Origin of the sequence: Brucella lupini (genome assembly GCF_002252535.1) — a bacterium.
GTDB classification, from domain to species: Bacteria; Pseudomonadota; Alphaproteobacteria; order Rhizobiales; family Rhizobiaceae; genus Brucella; species Brucella anthropi.
On sequence record NZ_NNRN01000046.1, the window covers coordinates 179,272 to 198,354 of the forward strand.

A 19,083-nucleotide genomic window follows, 5' to 3' on the forward strand; every position below is an offset into this window, starting at 1 on the left:
GTTCGGAAAGGTGGCCACCTGAACGTCGTGACCGGCATCGAAGGCCTGCTGTCTTGAAGGGAAGAGGCTTCCTACATACTGACTTGCAGCATGCAGAGCAAGCCTCATGTAGGGATAGCGCGAAATTTCTGCAACAGAAAAATGGCAGAAACCCGGCGAGCGGGTTTCTTTCTCGACACTGTATTCCGATTAAAACGGCTTAACGATCACCAGTATGACGATCAGAATCATCAGAATCGTCGGTACTTCATTGATGATTCGCCAGTGTTTGGCCGAGCGCATATTGCGGTCTTCAGCAAAAAGTCGGGTCGACTTCGCGAGATAGCCGTGCAGACCGGACATCAGCACGACCAGCAGCAGTTTTGCATGCAGCCAGCCACCCTGGAAACCGAAGATTTCCCAAGCCATCCAGAGACCGGCAATCCAGGTCACGATCATGGCCGGATTGATGATGAAGCGCAGCAACCGTTTCTCCATCACCTTGAAGGTCTCCGATGTTTCGGAACCGGGCTTTGCAGCGCAGTGATAGACGAAGAGGCGCGGCAGATAGAGCATCCCCGCCATCCATGCGATGACGGCAATCACATGCAGCGACTTGATCCAGAGATAGGCGTCGGCTGGATTCACGTGAAACAATGCCCAAACGCCAAGTGCGACCACAACCAGCGAAACGACAGTGCGAATGGCGACTGCCGAGCCGCGATTTTCCGGAGCTGTCTGGCTCATGATTTTTCCCCGCGAATACGGTCGATCATGCGCTGAACATTCTCAATCGGCGCTTGCGGTGTGATTCCGTGACCGAGATTGAAGATCAGCGGACCCTGGCCGAGACGTTCGAGAATGGTGTCCACGCCTTCATCCAGCGCATTGCCGCCTGCCACCACGCGCAGCGGATCGAGATTGCCCTGTATCGCGCCTTCTTCCTGAAGGGCGGCAGCAAAGGAAAAGGGAACAGACCAGTCAAGACCGAGTGCATCCACACCGGTTTTTTCGCGATAGCCTGCATAAAGCATTCCTGCCCCTTTCGGGAAGCCGATGATGCGCGCCTCCGGATAAACCGCCCTCACCTTCTGGACAATCCGGGCAACGGGCTGGATGCAGAAACGCTCAAAGCAGTCCTCATCTAAAACGCCCGACCATGAATCAAAAATCTGAACCGCATCAGCACCGGCATCCAGTTGCTCGATAAGATATTCGGCAGAAACATCGGCAAGATCGTTCAGGAGCTTTTCAAAAGCTTCGGGGAAGCGATAGGCGAAAAGACGGGCCGGTGCCTGATCCGGCGTGCCGTGTCCGGCAATCATATAGGTCGCAACGGTCCAGGGAGCGCCACAGAAGCCCAGCAGCGTGGTTTCGTCGGGCAACTGCTCGCGCAGCAGCCGAACCGTCTCGTAGACCGGCTCCAGCCTTTTGGCGACACCTTCCGTCTCAAGCCAGAAAATCTCGTCCGCATCAATCGGTGTCATCAAAGGTCCCTTGCCTTCTTCAAAGCGAAGGTCACGTCCAAGGGCGTGGGGAATGACAAGAATATCTGAAAAGAGAATGGCTGCATCAAAGCCAAACCGGCGGATCGGCTGAAGGGTCACTTCGACAGCAAGATCGGGCGAATAGCAGAGATCGAGAAAGCTCCCCGCCTTTTTCCGCGTCTCGCGATATTCGGGAAGATAGCGTCCGGCCTGGCGCATCATCCAGATGGGAGGTGGAAAGACCGTTTCACCGTCAATCACTCTCAAGACTTTGCGCTTCATCTGATTTTTATCCGCCCTGTTGGTTACCTGATCCGGTTTGGTCTGAAGTTATCCAGTCCGGCTCTCATAAAGAAAGGATGATTCAGGAATCTTTTGATTCTTAGAGTCTGTTGGAATCGGGGATTAAGGTCTGTCCCTGTTTTCCCCACAGTTCCGAATTTGCCATGTCATCCTGTGCAATCATTCACCGATAGTCTGACCAAATACAATGAAAACTCAATTCCCTCTTTTAATATAAAGGGTTACCAATTGACGCAGTTCATGAGGATTTGTGGAAAAGCTGGGAATTACGATGGGATTTCGCGTTTTCATGAGTCTTGTCCACACATGTTGATGACCACTCGCCACATGTTCGCCCGCTGTGGATGACTTGCCAAGTTTCCCACGGCCTGCCATGGCTTGTGGAAGACGTTCGGCCTTTACGCACAGCCGTCAACAGGAGGGCAACAAAACTGTGACCAGACCGCTTTCCTACTTTCATCTTCATCTTATTTCTGATGCGACGGGAGAGACTCTCCTCGCGGCGGGCCGTGCGGCAGCGGCGCAATATGCCAATGCGCGTGCCATCGAGCACATCTATCCGCTGATCCGTACCGAAAAGCAGCTGCGCAAGGTTCTTGAGGGCATCGATGCGGAACCCGGCATCGTTCTCTATACGATTGTCGACCAGAAGCTGGCGGCGATCATCGATGATTCCTGCGCGGAAATGGGCGTGCCGAGCGTTTCCGTGCTGGAGCCGGTGCTGAACACGTTTCAATCCTACCTCGGTGCGCCCGCGCATCGCCGCGCCAGCGCACAGCATGTTCTCAATGCCGATTATTTCCGGCGCATCGACGCGCTCAATTTCACGATGGAGCATGATGACGGGCAATTGCCTTATGACATTGAGGAAGCCGACGTCATTCTTGTCGGCATTTCACGCACATCCAAGACACCGACAAGCATCTATCTCGCCAATCGTGGCATCAAGGCCACCAATGTTCCGATTGTGCTGGGGATTCCCTTGCCCGAAGTCCTTTTCACGGCGAAGCGTCCATTGATCGTGGGACTGGTCGCGACGGCTGAACGGATTTCGCAAATCCGCCAGAACCGGCCACTCGGCAATGTGCCGTCGCTGGATACGGGTCTTTATACGGATCGCGTATCGATCTCGGAAGAGCTGGCCTATGCGCGTAATATATGCAACCGAAACGGCTGGCCAATCATTGATGTATCGCGCCGGTCGATCGAGGAAACCGCAGCTGCCATTCTGGCGCTGCTCCGCGCGCATAACGAAAAGGGATAAACAAGGATCCTGTCATGACGGACAAACTCGTTCTTGCCTCTAAAAGCCCCTTCCGTTCGGCGTTGCTGAAGAATGCCGGCATAGAGTTTTCAACAGCAAGCGCGGATATCGACGAGCGCGCGGTCGAAGCCCCACTTTATAAAACGGGCGCTACGCCGGAAGAAGTCGCACAGGTTCTGGCCGAGGCGAAGGCGCTCGACGTAAGCGAGAAGAACCCCGGCGCGGTGGTGATCGGCTGCGATCAGACATTGTCGCTCGGTGACGAGATTTTCCACAAGCCCGCCGATATGGAAGCGGCGCGCCGCCAGCTTCTGAAATTTTCCGGAAAGACCCATCAGCTCAACAGTGCGGTTGTGCTTGTGAAGGACGGCAAAACCCTGTGGCGCCACGTTTCGATTGCCCGCATGACCATGCGCGATCTGGATCCCGGTTTTGTCGGGCGTTATCTCGGTCGTGTGGGGGACGTCGCGCTTTCGAGCGTCGGCGCCTATCAGGTCGAAGGACCGGGCATCCAGCTTTTCGATAAGATCGAAGGCGATTATTTCACGATTGTCGGTCTGCCGCTGCTGCCGCTGCTGGCTGAACTGCGGAAGGAAAAACTGATCGATGGCTAAGAAGGCGTTTGTCACCGGCTTTCCGATAAAACATTCGCGGTCGCCGCTGATCCATGGTTTCTGGCTTGATGAACTTGGGATCGACGGTTCTTATGAGGCGATAGAAGTGAAGCCGGAAGATTTCAGCTTCTTTGCTTCGTCGCTTGCCGAAAACGGTTTTGCCGGTGGCAATGTCACCATTCCCCACAAGGAAGCAGCCTATGCTGCGGTGGAAAGTCTGGATGAGGCCGCGAAGGCTATCGGCGCGGTCAACACGCTTTGGCTTGAAAATGGCTGGCTCCATGGCGGCAATACTGATGCCTATGGTTTTGCCGCCAATCTCGATGCATCGGCTTCCGGCTGGGATAATGCCGACAGTGCCCTTGTTCTGGGCGCTGGTGGCGCAAGCCGGGCAATCGTCCACGCGCTGTTGTCGCGCGGCTTTAAGAAAGTCGCCATCGTCAATCGCACGGTGAGTCGGGCGCAAGATCTCGCAACCCATTTCGGACCGCGTGTCTCGGCGTATGGCTGGGATGCGGCGCAAAAACTGGTCTCCGACGCCGGATTGATCGTCAACACGACATCGCTTGGCATGAGCGGTCATGACGAGCAGGAGGTATTCCCGCTCGATCTTGGCAAAGCGTCGCGAAAGGCGGTTGCCACCGATATTGTTTATGTACCGCTCAAGACGCCCTTTCTGAAAAAGGCCGAAGAAGCAGGTCTGGTGACAGTGGACGGTCTTGGCATGTTGCTGCATCAGGCCGTTCCAGGTTTCGAGCGCTGGTTCGGCAAAAGGCCGCTAGTGACGAAAGCGCTGCGTGAGCATATTCTGGCGGATATGGCAAAGGCTGGCGCTCTGGTATCTGGATCAAAAAGCGTCAAGCCGCAGTGAAAATGGTGATTTTCGAGAACCGGAGCAGAGTGTACTTAAGTACATGAGCACCGGAAGCGCAGAAAAACGCCATTTGCAGCAAGGCATGGCGACTTTTGGAACAGATACTATGATCGTGCTCGGATTAACTGGCTCCATCGGAATGGGGAAAACAACGGCGGCGAACATGTTCGCCGAAGCCGGTGTGCCGATCTATAGCGCCGACGACACCGTGCACCAGCTCTATTCCGGTCGCGCGGCCCCGCTGATCGAGGCTGCGTTTCCGGGCACTGTGGAAAACGGTGCGGTCAATCGGGAAAAACTTTCCGCTGCCGTCATCGGAAAGCCCGAAGCCCTGAAGAAACTGGAAGCCATCGTTCATCCGCTTGTGCGTGAGGAAGAAGAAGCCTTTCGCCGCACTGCCGAGCAAGCTGGCGCCGCTCTGGCACTGATCGATATTCCGCTGCTTTTTGAAACCGGCGGCGACAAACGTGTGGACAAGATCGTGGTTGTCTCAGCCCCTGCCGAGATACAGCGCATTCGCGTGCTTGCGCGACCGGGCATGACGGAAGAAAAACTCGATGCCATTCTCGCCCGTCAGACGCCGGATGCCGAGAAGCGTGCAAGAGCCGATTTCATTATCGATACGAGCGGGAGTTTCGACAATCTGCGCCGTCAGATTACCGAAATTGTTGCGGAATTGAGTGGAAAGCCGGCGGTCGCGACAGAATAATCGCGGGCGCTGTGTTACAGCTGTTCGAGATATTTTCCGAGAGGTTCTTCAATGCGTGAAATCGTTTTCGATACGGAAACCACCGGTCTGGAAAGGCTCGAGGACCGTGTGATCGAAATCGGCGGCGTGGAACTGATCAACAAGTTTCCCACAGGCCGCACTTTCCATAAATACATCAACCCGCAGGGGCGTCAGGTTCATCCCGAAGCGCTCGCGGTCCACGGCATCAGCAATGAACAATTGCTGGACAAGCCGACATTCGCGGAAGTTCTGGACGAGTTTCTCGAATTTTTCGACGGGGCCAAGCTGGTGGCACACAATGCCATGTTCGACCTTGGCTTCATCAATGCTGAACTGGCAAGGCTCGGACAGGCTGAAATCCAGTCGGAGCGCATCATCGATACATTGGCGCTTGCCCGCCGCAAGCATCCGATGGGTCCGAACTCACTCGACGCCTTGTGCAAGCGCTACGGCATCGAGAATGGACACCGTACCCTGCACGGGGCATTGCTCGATTCCGAGATTTTGGCCGAAGTCTATATCGAACTGATCGGCGGCAAGCAGACAGCGCTTGGGCTCAGCATGGGCGGTGCTGTCAGCGGCAACAATGCCGGAGAGAGCGGCGCTGCCATAGTTCTTGCCGCGCGCCCGAGACCGCTGGCCCCCCGCATTTCGGATGCCGAGCGCGCCGCTCACGCAGCCCTTGTGGACAAGTTGGGCGATAAGGCCATCTGGAAGAAATACTGAACACGTCTTGGACGTGGATATGAAAAAGCCCCGGATGATCCGGGGCTTTTCTGCGATCATTGTTTGAAACGATCAGCTCTTTACAGCGGACTTGGCCTGTTCTTCGGCCATCCGCTGCTGGAACATCTGCGCGAAATCGATCGGGTCGATCATCAGCGGCGGGTAGCCACCGTTGCGCGTTGCGTCGGCAATGATCTGGCGCGCGAACGGGAACAGAAGACGCGGGCATTCGATGAACAGAAGCGGAAGCATGTGCTCCTGCGGGATGCCCTGAATGCGGAACACGCCGCCATAGACGAGCTCGGTGTTGAAAAGGACGTCCTTGCCGTCAACAGCCTTGGCTTCCAGCGTCAGCACAACGTCGAAATCCGTTTCGGAAAGCGGATTGGCGTTTACGTTCACGTTGATGTTGATGGACGGTGCCTTCTCGCGCGGACGCAGCGACAGCGGCGCGCCCGGGCTTTCGAAGGACAGGTCCTTCACATACTGCGCCAGAATGTTGAGGGACGGCTCGGCCGTCGCGCCATTGCCGTTCTTTACTTCGCCCGCGGCCTTATCGCTCATTATCGGTATGCCTTCTATCGGTGATTAAAATTTTTGCGCTTCCAGCGCAGTCTACGCAGACTGCCCCGAAAGGTCGGAATGTTTGGCTAGCATGTGCGCGGGCATGAGGCAAGAAAGGCTTTTTAGGTTAGTATTTGCGTATTCATTGATCTTTACGGTCGTCTTTCCAAGGCGAGTTTTCATTCGGCCTGGTGGTATAATCCTCTGGATCGAGATCGATGACATGGTCCTGACGTGGATTTGAACGGGGACGCTGTTGCCCGTAGCCGTCCGAATAGCGCGCGGATGTCGCAACGACCATGCGGCCGCGCATGAATTTTTCCCACATGAAATCACGGATGAACGGAATGAACAGCAGAATGCCGATGGTGCTGCTGACAAAGCCGGGCACGATCAGCAGGATCGCTGCCAGAACCAGCATGGCGCCATGCACCATTTCGCGATCCGGCACGCGTCCGGCAGCCGTTTCGGTACGGATACGCTGCAAAAGCCCGATGCCCTGCACGCGCAGCAGAAAGAAACCCAGCATTGCGCTCAGAATAACGAGGCCCAAAGTCGCGAAAACGCCGATCTTGCTGCCGATAATGACGAAACCGGCAATTTCGATGAAAGGCATCGCCAGCATGACGAGAGGGGCGAGAGAGGAGGACACGTAAGTTACGACCTTTGTTGTTTGGTTTCAGCGTTTCAATTTAACCTGAATTGTAACTTTTTCAGGTTCGGAACGAAATTGAAACTGTCTGTCATGCAATATCAAATAGGTATGCATGATCGGGATTTGAATGATGACGTAACCCGATCTATATGTATGAGATACAAACTAGGGATAAGGAAAGGCGAAATGCCTGATCCTTCAATCAGCGGCAGGCGGCATGGAATTTTTTGATTTTGGCACGATATTCTTCTTCATCGCAGCGGTGATCATCTTTCTCCAGCTGAGGAATGTTCTTGGCCGTCGTACCGGAAGTGAAAAACCGCCCTTCGATCCTTACACATCAGCCCGCAGTGCCGATGCTGCACCGGCAAGCGGTGAGACGGATAATGTCGTCTCTCTGCCACGTCGTCCGGGCGAAAAAGATTTCACCGCCATCGACAAGGCCGCTCCGGTCGGCACGCCGGTCAATGATGGCATGCGCGCGATTTACGCTGCCGATCCTTCGTTCGATCCGGCCGGTTTCGTGGAAGGCGTGAAGATCGCCTATGAAATGATTGTGATGTCCTTTGCCGATGGCGATCGCAAGGTTCTGAAAAATCTGCTTTCCAAGGATGTCTTCGAGGGCTTTGTTTCAGCTATCGACGACCGCGAAACCCGTGGCGAAAGTGTGCGTTCGTCCTTTGTGGGGATCGACAAGGCGGAAATCGCCGGTGCTGAGATGAAGGGGTCGGAAGCGCACGTAACGGTTAATATCGTCAGCCAGATGATTTCATCCACCTTTGACAAGGACGGCAAGCTGATCGACGGCGATCCGGAAAACGTGCTCGAGATCAAGGATCTCTGGACCTTTGCCCGCGACACACGATCGCGTGATCCAAATTGGAAGCTTGTCGCGACCGAAGCGGAAGATTAAGAGAAAACGTGTGAATCGGGCCGCTGATCCACCTCGGCGGCCTTTTTATTTGTGCATAGCTAGACGGATGCGGCGATGAACGACTTGGCGAGGATTTTGCGCCCAGTGGCTTTTTCCGATTGTCCGGGCTGGAACCGGGACGATCAGTCTGAAGCGTTCGCTGCGTTTCGCCGTTCTGCCGATTATGCAGCACACCAGATATACAAAAGCGGCAGTCTCGGCATCCGTTTCGAAGCGCTGGAACCGATCTTTGCCGCTGCGCGCACCCTCGACAATCCAAGCGTGGAAAAAGCGCGCGCTTTCTTCGAACAGTATTTTATCCCCTGCCGGATCGTTCCCGATCAGGGAACAGGCTTTGTGACAGCATTCTATGAACCGGAGATTGAAGCCTCCCTTGAGGCTGACACCCGGTTCAAGGTGCCCTTCCTGCGCCAGCCCGATGACCTCGTGAAAGTGACAGATGATAGCCGTCCAATCGGCCTTGATCCGTCCTTTGCCTTTGCGCGCCGGACGGAAAACGGCCTTGCCGAATATGACGACCGCCAGACAATCGAGCAGGGTAGTCTTTCCGGGCGTGGGTTGGAAATCGCTTTTGTCGCCGACCGGGTCGATGCCTTTTTCGCGCATGTGCAAGGTGCAGCACGCCTGAAACTGCGCGATGGCGGGTTGCTGCGCATTACATATGCAGCCAAATCCGGCCATCCGTTTACAGGCATCGGCCGCATTCTGGTTGCCAATGGCGAAATTCCGGCTTCAGAAATTTCCATGCAGTCGATCCGACGCTGGCTGGCCGAGCATCCGGATAAGGCTGACGATCTTATCTGGCAAAACCGATCCTACATTTTCTTCCGGGAAGCTTCTGTGGACGACCCGGATGCCGGACCTATTGCGGCTGCAAAAGTTCCGCTGACCGCCGGGCGTTCGCTTGCTGTCGATAAATTGCTTCACACATTCGGGACGCCGATCCATGTCAGCGCACCCAATGTCACGGTCTTTGACGGCGAACCCTTTGCACGCCTGATGATCGCGCAGGATACGGGAACGGCCATTGTCGGCCCTGCCCGCGGCGATCTGTTCGCGGGCTCTGGCGACACGGCAGGCGAGATCGCAGGTGGTGTAAAGGACGATGCTGACTTTTATGCGCTGGTGCCGCGCAGGCTTCTGGAGGCTTGAACGGGATGGCGCGTGACACCGACAAGCCGGAAAACGATTATCTGCGGCCCGAAGACCGCATCCTGTGGGAAACGGTCGCGAAGACCGCAAAGCCGCTGATAAAGCCAAAGGCGAGTGAGGACGAACTTCCCGATTTCAAATCCCTGATGGCGGAAGAAGAAAAGCGCCCTGCCAAGGCGAAGGTTCAGCCTGCGGTGGAAGCGAGCAAACCGAAGAAGGGCTTGTCGGCGCTCAGCGAAATGCAGATTCAATCACTCGACAAGCCGACGCATCGAAAGATCGCCAAAGGTCGTGTCGATATTGAAGCCCGCATCGATCTGCACGGTCTCACGCAGGGAGAGGCGCACGGCCTGCTCTACGGATTTCTGGTCAGCGCACATGCACGTGGCCTGCGTCACGTCATGGTTATTACCGGCAAAGGCCGTTCATTCGGCAGCGAAGGGATTTTGCGACAGGCGGTGCCGCACTGGTTTTCCACACCGCTGTTCCGGCTTCTGGTGAGTGCCTATGAGGATGCGGCGCGTCATCATGGCGGGCATGGGGCTCTCTATGTAAGGCTTCGCCGCCAGACGCAAACCATGGCACAGCAAACCGTATTGCCCGGGGGGAGCAGACCGCGATGACGCCATTTGGAATACGCTTGCGCGAGTTGCGGGAAGAACGCGGTGTGACGCAGAAGGATATGGCGGCAGCGCTTCGCGTTTCACCGGCCTATCTGTCAGCGCTGGAACATGGCCGGCGCGGCCAGCCGACCTGGGACCTGCTTCAGCGCATCATCACCTATTTCAATATCATCTGGGACGAAGCGGAAGAGTTGCAGAACCTCGCCGCCGTGTCGCATCCGCGCGTGGTGATCGATACGTCGGGCCTGTCGCCGCAGGCAACAGAACTCGCCAATCTTCTGGCGCGCAATATCCGCATCATCGACCGCGAGACGATCAGGCATCTGAGTGAGGAAATAGAGGCGGCGCGAAAGCGCCGCCGCGGTATCAAGCCTGTTCAAGTTGATTAAAGCGCGTCCCGAAAAGTGTGAAACGCCTACGCAGGGAAATCAGTCCACTGGACTGATTTCTGATCCTGCTTCGATCGGAAAAGATGCGCGTAGAAACAAATGATCAGAGCGCCGATCTGATCCAATCAGATCGAAACGCGCTCTAGTGGATTGAATTTGACGTTTGATACCCGTCCGATATTAATCCCGTTTCAAACGTCAAATTCGAAAAATCCACTAGAAAAGCGCTTTCAGCTCATCAAGCTTCGAATTGACCAGCCATCCATAGTAGTTTTCCTGCGGTAGCAAAGGTTCCTGACCGTCCGCCTTTCGCTTGGCGTTTTCGTTGGCAAGCGCTCGTGCGCGTGCTTCGGCGCCGCCCGTATTATAGAGCGTGGCGGTCAGGCCGGGATTCTTCGAAATGTCGAAGTCGGCGATCTGGCGGTAGGAGTTGATCGACTGTTTCAGCGTCGCCGCAATGTAGGGCAGCGTCAGATCGGGGTCCATGATCGTCTTGTAGACGACATTGCCGTCTTCTGCGTTGAGCTTGGGCAGACCGGAAACACGGTTCACCATGTCGGACATCTGCAATGCCGTCAGCGGATTGATCTGACCGAGGCCGAATGTCTGCCCGGCATAGAAGGGCTGGAAGAAGACCGCGCTGAAACGATTGTTGGGATAGGCGTTGCCGCCGACAGATTTGCCGCGGAAGTTCTTATTCCAGACATTCTCGCGGCAGGACCATAGCGAATAGCTGTCCTTATGTTTCAGGCAGTCGGCAAATTCCGGCCGCTTGATGAACTGGCCGATGCTTTCGCCATTGTAGCCGAAGCTCACGCCCTGGTTCACATAGGACATGGCTTTGACGTAATAGGTCTGCAGCCGGTCATAGACGTCGACATTATAGGTATGCTCGCCGACGATGGCGCCGACAATATGAATAGGATCGATGCCATAGGCGGCTGCCGTTGAGCGGATCTTGGAACGCAGCGAGGCATCCTTTTTCAGAAGATTGTAGATCTTCTGATACTTCTTCTCGTACGTCGTGCTCAGCTCACGCGTGCGCTTGGCGGATGCGCCGGGAATTGGCGGCTGTTCCGCACTGCGATTGCCCGGAGGCACGACCGTCGCTGCATAGGCGCTCTGGCTGGCAAGGCTGAGGGCCAGGACAAATCCAACAAAAATGCGTCGCGGCTTTGCGCCCATTGTTCTGATCATTGTGTGGAAACGGTCCTGATATGGTGAATATTCGGTAAAAGTTGCGGGGAAAATAAAAAACCCCCCGATGCAAGTCGAGGGGTTTTTGCAGTATTTGCGAAAGTGAACTCGCGCCGTGGCTTTATGGCCACTTTTACAAGATGAAGCGCGACAGATCGGTGTTCTTGGCAAGGCTGCCGATCTTGTCCTTTACATAGGCCGCGTCGATGACGAAAGTTGCGCCTGTCTTGTCAGGCGCGGTGTATGAAATCTCATCAAGAACACGTTCCATCACCGTCTGCAACCGGCGCGCACCGATGTTTTCAACCGTCGCATTGAGATCGACAGCGATATCGGCCAGAGCGTCGATGGCATCGTCGGTGATCTCCAGCTTCACCTCTTCCGTTTCCATCAATGCGATGTACTGCTTGATCAGGCTTGCCTCGGTCTCCGTCAGGATGCGGCGGAAATCTTCGCGTGTCAGCGCATTAAGCTCGACACGGATCGGCAGACGGCCCTGCAGTTCCGGCAGAAGATCGGACGGCTTGGATACGTGAAACGCACCGGATGCGATGAACAACACGTGGTCGGTCTTCACCGGCCCGTATTTGGTCGCAACGGTCGTGCCTTCGACCAGCGGCAGCAGATCGCGCTGCACGCCTTCGCGCGACACACCGGCACCCATACCGCCTTCCCGCGATGCGATCTTGTCGATCTCGTCGATGAACACAATGCCTTCGTCTTCGGTGACGCGAAGCGCTTCCTGAACGATCTGGTCCTGATCCAGAAGCTTGTCGGATTCATCATTGATCAGGATCGGATAGGAATCCTTCACCGTGGTCTTGCGCGTCTTGGTGCGCCCGCCCATGGCCTTGCCCAGCATGTCGGACAGGTTCATGACACCAATATTGGCGCCCGGCATGCCCGGAATTTCAAAGCTTGGGCCGGAACCGGTGTCGGCGACCTCGATTTCTATTTCCTTGTCGTCCATTTCGCCATTGCGCAGCTTCTTGCGGAAACTGTCACGCGTGGCGGGGCTGGCGGTCTTGCCGACCAGCGCATCCAGCACGCGTTCTTCCGCATTGAGATGCGCCTTGGCCTTCACATCGTCGCGACGCTTTTCACGGACGAGCGTGATGGCAACTTCGACGAGATCGCGGACGATCTGCTCGACGTCACGGCCGACATAGCCGACTTCGGTGAACTTGGTTGCTTCCACCTTGACGAAAGGCGCACCGGCCAGCTTTGCGAGGCGGCGGGAAATTTCCGTCTTGCCGACGCCGGTCGGTCCGATCATCAGGATGTTTTTCGGCATCACCTCTTCGCGCATCTGGCCTTCGAGCTGCTGGCGGCGCCAGCGATTGCGAAGGGCGATAGCGACCGCGCGCTTGGCGTCGTTCTGGCCGATGATGAAGCGGTCGAGTTCGGAGACGATTTCACGGGGAGAGAAATTACTCATAATTATAACCCACTTTGCCACTGCTTGATGAACTCGAACGGATGCAGCAGCATGATCACGTTGAGCGTAAGATTGTCGCGAATGACGATCAGCGCCAGAACTTCAAAGAACAGCGCGATGGCGACGGTTATTTTCGTTGGCAGTTTGGCTGCGATCAGAAAGCCGATCAGGGCGGCAACCGTGTCGGCAACCGAATTCACGATGCTGTCGCCGAAATAGTCCACCGAGGACGTATTGGCGCGATAGCGTTCGATGATGAAGTTCGAATTCTCGACCAGTTCCCATACGGCTTCGATGCCGACCGCAGCTGCAAGTTTCAAGCCGAGCGGGGCTTTGGGTGCGATGACCGTGAACAGCCAGTAGAACAGAAAGCCATGGATGATATGCGACAGCGTATACCAGTCGGATATATGCTGCGAATTTTCGGTCATCAGCGAACCCGACCATAATTTTATGGTCCCGCATTCGCACATGGCGATCCGCCCGTCGAAGTAAAGCCAGGAGGCTTGCACTGCGAGTATGGCGAGAACGATCAGGGCGCCCAGGCCCCAGCGTTGCGCACTCGGTTTTGAGGCCTGCGCGAGCGAACTCATTCTGCGTCCAGGCTTTCCACGATGATATTGTGGTTGGTGTAGATGCAGATATCGGCGGCGATATCCATCGCCTTGCGGGCAATTTCTTCGGCTGACTTGTCCGTATCGACCAGCGCGCGGGCAGCGGCCAGCGCATAATTGCCGCCCGAACCGATGGCCATGACGCCGTGTTCGGGTTCAAGCACGTCGCCGGTGCCCGTCAGCGCCAGCGTTACCTTGCTGTCGGCAACCAGCATCATGGCTTCCAGCTTGCGCAGATAGCGGTCGGTGCGCCAGTCCTTGGCGAGTTCGACCGAAGCGCGCATGAGCTGGTCGGGATATTGTTCCAGCTTCGCTTCGAGGCGTTCCAGAAGGGTGAAGGCGTCTGCGGTGGCTCCGGCAAAACCGGCAATCACATTGCCCTTGCCGATGCGGCGAACCTTTCGCGCATTGCCCTTCATGACGGTATTGCCGAGCGAAACCTGTCCGTCGCCGGCGATAACGACCTTGTTACCCTTGCGCACGGTGACGATGGTCGTGCCGTAAATTGTCGTGGGATGATGTTCGATCATGGATGCTCCTTTGGCGGCACATGCAATCCCGGAAGGCAATTGCAGGTGCCCCTTCATCTATTGAAGAAACAGGTTCCGTCAGCCATTGGCGGATGAATCGTGCTTCGATGAGAATATTTAAGAACGTACGGACGAATTGCAAATGCCGAATTGCAGCTTGCCAAACCGGCAAAAGGAATTGGCAAACTGGGCAAGCTGTTCTAGAACGCCTCCAAGCTATTGAATGAGGAAAGCTTATGACCGCAGAAAGCACCCGCAAGGCAAGCATCGAGCGCTCGACCAAGGAAACGAGCATTGCCGTTTCCGTCGATCTGGACGGCGTTGGCAAGTTCGACATCACCACCGGTGTCGGCTTCTTCGATCACATGCTGGAGCAGCTTTCCCGACATTCGCTCATCGATATGCGTGTCATGGCCAAGGGCGACCTGCATATCGACGATCACCACACGGTCGAGGACACCGGCATTGCGCTCGGTCAGGCCATTGCCAAAGCATTGGGCGAGCGCCGCGGTATCGTGCGCTATGCCTCGATGGACCTGGCCATGGACGATACGCTGACCGGCGCTGCCGTCGATGTATCCGGGCGTGCCTTTCTGGTCTGGAACGTCAATTTCACGACATCCAAGATCGGCACGTTCGATACCGAGCTGGTGCGCGAATTCTTCCAGGCTTTCGCGATGAATGCAGGCATCACACTCCACATCAACAATCATTATGGTGCCAACAACCACCATATTGCGGAATCGATCTTCAAGGCGGTGGCCAGGGTTCTGCGCACGGCGCTCGAAACCGATCCGCGCCAGAAGGATGCAATTCCCTCCACCAAGGGTTCGTTAAAGGGATAGGTCCCGAACGGAAGGACAGGTCATGGCGCAATATGTCGTTCTGGAACCGAGCGATAGTAAAGCAATTTCAGGAAAAGTGGACACCGGTTTTCCGTCCGAAATTGCGACTGAAAAAAGCGCTGAAAAGGCCGTCTTCGTGCGCGACGGATTCCATGTACTGGCGCTGGTCTTGCCCTTCGTCTGGCTTCTGATCCAGCGTCTGTGGTTCGAAGCTTTTGCTGTTCTGGGCATCACAATCCTGCTCGGACTTGCCGGAGCTTACTTCGGCATCGCCGATGCGGTTCCGCTTCTGACCCTGCTGGTATCGCTGTTTGTGGCGCTGGAAGGTGTCAACTGGAAGATCGCCAAGCTCAGGCGTCAGGGTTTTGTCGAAAAAGCGGTCATTGATGCCTCCGATCTGGAAGAAGCAGAGATCCGCTATTTCTACAGCCTCGAAGATGCGGCCCGGCCAGCAACCTCTCTTGCGGACAAGCCTGCTCCGGAATGGGCGCAGCAGCCCCCTCGTCCCACCTATTCCTCATTTGGCTCAACGATCGGGTTTGTCGGCCATCGCGGAGAAAACTGAAAATGCGTGTTGCAATCATCGATTACGGCTCCGGCAATCTGCGCTCGGCCACCAAGGCTTTTGAGCGCGCGGCGCATGAGAGCGGTATCGCGGCAGAAATAGAACTGACGGCGGATGCCGATCGCGTGGCGACGGCTGACCGTATCGTGCTTCCGGGCGTCGGTGCCTATGCCGATTGCCGTCGCGGCCTCCATGCCGTTCCGGGCATGGTGGAAGCACTGGAAGATGTGGTTCTGAAGAAGGCGCACCCCTTCCTTGGCATTTGCGTCGGCATGCAGCTCATGTCGGAGCGCGGCCTTGAAAAGGAAGTGACCAAGGGTCTTGGCTGGATTGCGGGCGATGTGCGTGAAATGACACCGTCCGATCCTTCGCTGAAAATTCCGCAGATCGGCTGGAACAGGATTCACGTGAAACATTCTCACCCGGTCTTCGAAGGTATCGAGACCGGCGAGAACGGCTTGCACGCCTATTTCGTGCATTCCTATATGTTCGATGCGAAGAACAAGGCTGACGTGCTGGCCGTTACTGAATATGGCGGCGATGTCACTGCAACGGTTGGCCGCGACAATATGGTGGGAACCCAGTTCCATCCTGAAAAGAGCCAGCTGCTCGGCCTTTCGCTCATTGCTAATTTCCTGAAATGGAAGCCCTGACATTATGATCCTTTTTCCCGCCATCGATTTGAAAGACGGTCAATGCGTGCGCCTGAAGCTCGGCGACATGGATCAGGCCACCGTCTATAATGAAGACCCGGCTGCACAGGCCAAAGCCTTTGAGGATCAGGGCTTTGAATGGCTTCATGTGGTTGATCTCAACGGTGCCTTTGCTGGAGAAAGCGTCAACGGCAAGGCTGTGGAAGCGATCCTGAAAGCCACGAAAAATCCGGTGCAGCTCGGGGGCGGTATCCGCACGCTCCAGCATATCGAGAACTGGCTTTCCAAGGGATTGCGCCGCGTCATTCTTGGTACGGTCGCTGTGCGCGATCCGGCATTGGTGATTGAGGCCTGCAAGGCATTTCCGGGTCAGGTTGCTGTCGGCATCGATGCCAAGGGCGGCTATGTGGCCGTTGAAGGCTGGGCAGAAGCGTCTGAACTGGGCGTGATCGAACTCGCGAAAAAGTTTGAAGGCGCAGGCGTTGCCGCCATCATCTATACCGACATCGACCGCGACGGCGTTCTGGCTGGCATCAACTGGGATTCGACGCTCGGCCTGGCAGATAGCGTTTCCATCCCGGTGATCGCATCGGGCGGCCTCGCCTCGATGGATGACATCAAACGTCTTGCCGCTCCTGATGCCCACAAGCTGGAAGGCGCGATTTCCGGTCGCGCGCTTTACGATGGCCGCATCGATCCGGCAGAAGCATTATCCCTGTTGAGGGCCGCAGCATGACTTTGAAAGCGAGAGTGATACCCTGCCTCGATGTGAAGGATGGCCGCGTCGTCAAAGGCGTAAACTTCGTCGATCTGATCGATGCGGGTGATCCGGTGGAAGCTGCCCGCGCCTATGATGCGGCGGGCGCAGACGAACTGTGCTTCCTCGACATCACGGCGTCTTCGGACAATCGCGAGACAATTTTCGATGTTATCGCCCGTACAGCGGAACAGTGCTTCATGCCGCTGACCGTTGGTGGTGGCGTGCGTCAGGTTTCTGACATTCGCAAGCTGCTTCTGGCCGGTGCCGACAAGGTCTCGATCAATACGGCTGCGGTGAAGAACCCGGAATTTGTCGCCGAAGCTGCTGACAAATTCGGTGACCAGTGCATCGTGGTTGCCATCGACGCCAAGAAGGTTTCGGACGAAGGCGAAGCCGACCGCTGGGAAATCTTCACCCATGGCGGTCGCCAGACAACCGGCATCGACGCGGTGGAGTTTGCGCAGAAGGTGGTGAGCCTCGGCGCTGGTGAAATCCTGCTGACCTCGATGGATCGCGACGGAACCAAGGCCGGTTACGATGTGGCACTGACGCGAGCCGTGGCTGACAGCGTGCGCGTTCCGGTAATAGCTTCGGGTGGTGTCGGCAATCTGGATCACATGGTTGCGGGCATTCGTGACGGTCACGCGACGGCAGTTCTCGCAGCATCCATCTTCCACTTCGGCACCTATACGATTGGCGAGGCCAAGCGCTATATGGCCGAGGCTGGCATCCCGATGCGGCTCGATCCGGTCCGTTAAAGAGTAAGATTTAAGGAAATCCGATGACTGAGTTCACACTTTCCGACCTTGAACGCATCGTCGCGGAGCGTGCCGGCATGACGGACGGCTCGTCTTATACTGCAAGCCTTGTTGCCAAGGGACAGACACGGGCCGCGAAAAAGCTCGGTGAAGAAGCCGTGGAAACGGTCATTGCCGCCGTTGAGGGCAACCGCGCGGACGTGGTCACCGAAAGCGCTGATTTACTTTATCATCTGCTGGTGGTTCTCAAGATTGCGGATGTGCCGCTCAATGAGGTTCTTGCAGAATTGCAGCGTCGCACGGCGCAGACTGGCCTTGAGGAAAAGGCCGGTCGTCCGAAAGCATAAATGCAAAGCGAATTGAAAGCTGCTAGTGCAGAATTGGCGTTGAGGGAGAGCAGCGACAATATGTGGGAAAAAGTGGACCAGCTAACGCCGTCGCGTTACTCGCCTTACCGTTTCTTTTCGGCTGAGGAATGGGCGGGATTTCGCGCCGACACGCCGCTCACTTTGACGTATGATGAGGTCAAGCGACTGCGCTCGCTGGGCGATCCTATCGATCTCGATGAGGTGCGGCGCATCTATTTGTCGCTGTCGCGATTGCTGTCGGCGCATGTGGAGGCAAGCCAGCTTCTGTTCGAGCAGCGCAAGCAGTTCCTCAATATGGAAGAGTCGTTCAAGACGCCTTTCATCATCGGCATTGCAGGCTCTGTTGCGGTTGGGAAATCCACGACTGCGCGTATCCTGAAAGAGCTTCTGGCACGCTGGCCATCGAGCCCGAAGGTCGATCTCGTGACGACCGACGGTTTTCTCTACCCCAATGCGGTCCTGCGCGAGCAGAACATGATGGAGCGCAAGGGTTTTCCCGAAAGCTACGATGTCGGTGCGGTCTTGCGCTTTCTGTCAGCGATCAAGGCAGGCATGAGCCAGGTGCGTGCGCCGCTCTATTCGCATCTGAGCTACGACGTCTTGCCGGGCGAATATCAGATCGTCGACAAGCCGGATATTCTGATCTTTGAAGGCATCAATGTGCTGCAGGTGCGCGATCTGCCGGAAGACGGCAAGATGGTGCCCTTCGTCTCCGATTTCTTCGACTTCTCGATCTATATCGATGCGGAATCGCAGCTGATCCACAAATGGTATATCGACCGCTTCATGCGGCTGCGGGAGACTGCTTTCGTCAATCCGGAATCCTTCTTCCATCGCTATTCGCAGCTTTCGGAAGATGCGGCGCGTTCGATTGGCGAAGGACTGTGGAACAATATCAACCTGAAGAATCTCAAGGATAATATCCTGCCGACGCGCCCGCGCGCCGATCTGATCCTGCGCAAGGGCAGCGATCACCTGATCGAGGAAGTTGCGCTGAGAAAAATCTAGAGCATTTCCAGCAAAAGTGCGAAGCGATTTTGCGTAGGATAATGCGACGAAAC

At 56.1% G+C, this 19,083-nt stretch carries 24 protein-coding genes; 16 read left to right on the forward strand and 8 right to left on the reverse strand.

Annotated features, from left to right (window positions below; translation table 11 throughout):
- Window positions 1-189 precede the first annotated feature (189 nt).
- Together hemJ and hemE are read right to left on the reverse strand one after the other, a co-directional pair.
- The gene (gene hemJ / locus CES86_RS12365) at window positions 190-726 is read right to left on the reverse strand and encodes a protoporphyrinogen oxidase HemJ (protein WP_010657651.1); all 537 of its coding nucleotides are present in this window, start codon (window positions 724-726) and stop codon (window positions 190-192) included.
- The gene (gene hemE / locus CES86_RS12370; RefSeq protein WP_061344590.1) at window positions 723-1,748 is read right to left on the reverse strand and encodes a uroporphyrinogen decarboxylase; all 1,026 of its coding nucleotides are present in this window, start codon (window positions 1,746-1,748) and stop codon (window positions 723-725) included. Before hemE ends, hemJ begins: the two co-directional genes overlap by 4 nt.
- 454 nt (window positions 1,749-2,202) lie before the next feature.
- Here hemE and CES86_RS12380 point away from each other — a divergent pair, with 454 nt between their 5' ends.
- The 5 genes from CES86_RS12380 (at window position 2,203) to dnaQ (ending at window position 5,977) form a co-directional block, all read left to right on the forward strand.
- A complete protein-coding gene (locus CES86_RS12380) occupies window positions 2,203-3,033 on the forward strand; it encodes a pyruvate, water dikinase regulatory protein (protein WP_012091069.1) in 831 nt (276 codons plus the stop codon).
- Window positions 3,034-3,047: 14 nt separating this feature from the next.
- Window positions 3,048-3,647, forward strand: coding sequence for a Maf-like protein (locus tag CES86_RS12385; protein ID WP_012091068.1), 600 nt, complete (start codon window positions 3,048-3,050; stop codon window positions 3,645-3,647).
- Window positions 3,640-4,518: a shikimate dehydrogenase gene (locus tag CES86_RS12390; protein ID WP_094514515.1), complete on the forward strand. Its 879-nt coding sequence runs from the start codon at window positions 3,640-3,642 to the stop codon at window positions 4,516-4,518. Before CES86_RS12385 ends, CES86_RS12390 begins: the two co-directional genes overlap by 8 nt.
- Before the next feature lie 109 nt (window positions 4,519-4,627).
- On the forward strand, window positions 4,628-5,230 hold the full coding sequence (gene coaE / locus CES86_RS12395; protein WP_040130036.1) for a dephospho-CoA kinase: 603 nt from the start codon (window positions 4,628-4,630) through the stop codon (window positions 5,228-5,230).
- Between the two features lie 51 nt (window positions 5,231-5,281).
- Window positions 5,282-5,977 carry a DNA polymerase III subunit epsilon gene (dnaQ, locus tag CES86_RS12400; protein WP_012091065.1) on the forward strand — a complete coding sequence of 232 codons (696 nt, stop codon included), beginning with the start codon at window positions 5,282-5,284 and terminating at the stop codon, window positions 5,975-5,977.
- Window positions 5,978-6,049: 72 nt separating this feature from the next.
- Here dnaQ and secB read toward each other — a convergent pair whose 3' ends face one another.
- The gene (secB, locus tag CES86_RS12405) at window positions 6,050-6,541 is read right to left on the reverse strand and encodes a protein-export chaperone SecB (RefSeq protein ID WP_010657658.1); all 492 of its coding nucleotides are present in this window, start codon (window positions 6,539-6,541) and stop codon (window positions 6,050-6,052) included.
- Window positions 6,542-6,683: 142 nt separating this feature from the next.
- On the reverse strand, window positions 6,684-7,193 hold the full coding sequence (locus tag CES86_RS12410; protein ID WP_094514517.1) for an FxsA family protein: 510 nt from the start codon (window positions 7,191-7,193) through the stop codon (window positions 6,684-6,686).
- A 220-nt stretch (window positions 7,194-7,413) separates the two neighbouring features.
- Here CES86_RS12410 and CES86_RS12415 point away from each other — a divergent pair, with 220 nt between their 5' ends.
- From CES86_RS12415 to CES86_RS12430, 4 genes are all read left to right on the forward strand, one after another.
- On the forward strand, window positions 7,414-8,109 hold the full coding sequence (locus CES86_RS12415) for a Tim44/TimA family putative adaptor protein (protein WP_010657660.1): 696 nt from the start codon (window positions 7,414-7,416) through the stop codon (window positions 8,107-8,109).
- 75 nt (window positions 8,110-8,184) lie between these two features.
- Window positions 8,185-9,282 (forward strand): murein transglycosylase A, encoded by a 1,098-nt coding sequence (gene mltA, locus CES86_RS12420; protein WP_094514518.1) that lies wholly within the window; start codon window positions 8,185-8,187, stop codon window positions 9,280-9,282.
- 5 nt (window positions 9,283-9,287) lie between these two features.
- A complete protein-coding gene (locus CES86_RS12425) occupies window positions 9,288-9,905 on the forward strand; it encodes a Smr/MutS family protein (RefSeq protein WP_012091063.1) in 618 nt (205 codons plus the stop codon).
- The gene (locus CES86_RS12430; protein WP_010657663.1) at window positions 9,902-10,294 is read left to right on the forward strand and encodes a helix-turn-helix transcriptional regulator; all 393 of its coding nucleotides are present in this window, start codon (window positions 9,902-9,904) and stop codon (window positions 10,292-10,294) included. The genes CES86_RS12425 and CES86_RS12430 overlap by 4 nt, the downstream gene beginning before the upstream one ends.
- Before the next feature lie 216 nt (window positions 10,295-10,510).
- Here the strand turns inward: CES86_RS12430 and CES86_RS12435 are convergent, their stop codons facing one another.
- The 4 genes from CES86_RS12435 to hslV form a co-directional block, all read right to left on the reverse strand.
- Window positions 10,511-11,491, reverse strand: coding sequence for a DUF1402 family protein (locus CES86_RS12435; RefSeq protein WP_373418735.1), 981 nt, complete (start codon window positions 11,489-11,491; stop codon window positions 10,511-10,513).
- A gap of 133 nt (window positions 11,492-11,624) precedes the next feature.
- Complete coding sequence (gene hslU / locus CES86_RS12440; protein ID WP_010657665.1) at window positions 11,625-12,929, reverse strand: ATP-dependent protease ATPase subunit HslU; 1,305 nt, start codon at window positions 12,927-12,929, stop codon at window positions 11,625-11,627.
- 2 nt (window positions 12,930-12,931) lie between these two features.
- Complete coding sequence (locus tag CES86_RS12445; RefSeq protein ID WP_094514520.1) at window positions 12,932-13,522, reverse strand: DUF2585 domain-containing protein; 591 nt, start codon at window positions 13,520-13,522, stop codon at window positions 12,932-12,934.
- Window positions 13,519-14,073: an ATP-dependent protease subunit HslV gene (gene hslV / locus CES86_RS12450; protein ID WP_010657667.1), complete on the reverse strand. Its 555-nt coding sequence runs from the start codon at window positions 14,071-14,073 to the stop codon at window positions 13,519-13,521. The genes CES86_RS12445 and hslV overlap by 4 nt, the downstream gene beginning before the upstream one ends.
- 236 nt (window positions 14,074-14,309) lie before the next feature.
- Here hslV and hisB point away from each other — a divergent pair, with 236 nt between their 5' ends.
- Genes hisB through coaA form a run of 7 tightly spaced genes read left to right on the forward strand, consistent with a single transcriptional unit; the run spans window position 14,310 to window position 19,030 of the window.
- Window positions 14,310-14,918, forward strand: coding sequence for an imidazoleglycerol-phosphate dehydratase HisB (gene hisB / locus CES86_RS12455; protein WP_012091061.1), 609 nt, complete (start codon window positions 14,310-14,312; stop codon window positions 14,916-14,918).
- A 22-nt stretch (window positions 14,919-14,940) separates the two neighbouring features.
- Window positions 14,941-15,483, forward strand: coding sequence for a DUF2628 domain-containing protein (locus tag CES86_RS12460; protein WP_012091060.1), 543 nt, complete (start codon window positions 14,941-14,943; stop codon window positions 15,481-15,483).
- 2 nt (window positions 15,484-15,485) lie between these two features.
- Window positions 15,486-16,136 (forward strand): imidazole glycerol phosphate synthase subunit HisH, encoded by a 651-nt coding sequence (gene hisH, locus CES86_RS12465; RefSeq protein WP_012091059.1) that lies wholly within the window; start codon window positions 15,486-15,488, stop codon window positions 16,134-16,136.
- A 4-nt stretch (window positions 16,137-16,140) separates the two neighbouring features.
- Window positions 16,141-16,872, forward strand: a complete 732-nt coding sequence (gene hisA / locus CES86_RS12470; protein WP_094514521.1) for a 1-(5-phosphoribosyl)-5-[(5-phosphoribosylamino)methylideneamino]imidazole-4-carboxamide isomerase — start codon at window positions 16,141-16,143, stop codon at window positions 16,870-16,872.
- Window positions 16,869-17,654 carry an imidazole glycerol phosphate synthase subunit HisF gene (gene hisF / locus CES86_RS12475; RefSeq protein WP_094514523.1) on the forward strand — a complete coding sequence of 262 codons (786 nt, stop codon included), beginning with the start codon at window positions 16,869-16,871 and terminating at the stop codon, window positions 17,652-17,654. The genes hisA and hisF overlap by 4 nt, the downstream gene beginning before the upstream one ends.
- 23 nt (window positions 17,655-17,677) lie before the next feature.
- The gene (locus CES86_RS12480; RefSeq protein ID WP_012091056.1) at window positions 17,678-18,001 is read left to right on the forward strand and encodes a phosphoribosyl-ATP diphosphatase; all 324 of its coding nucleotides are present in this window, start codon (window positions 17,678-17,680) and stop codon (window positions 17,999-18,001) included.
- Between the two features lie 60 nt (window positions 18,002-18,061).
- Window positions 18,062-19,030, forward strand: a complete 969-nt coding sequence (coaA, locus tag CES86_RS12485; protein ID WP_010657674.1) for a type I pantothenate kinase — start codon at window positions 18,062-18,064, stop codon at window positions 19,028-19,030.
- Window positions 19,031-19,083: the final 53 nt, after the last annotated feature.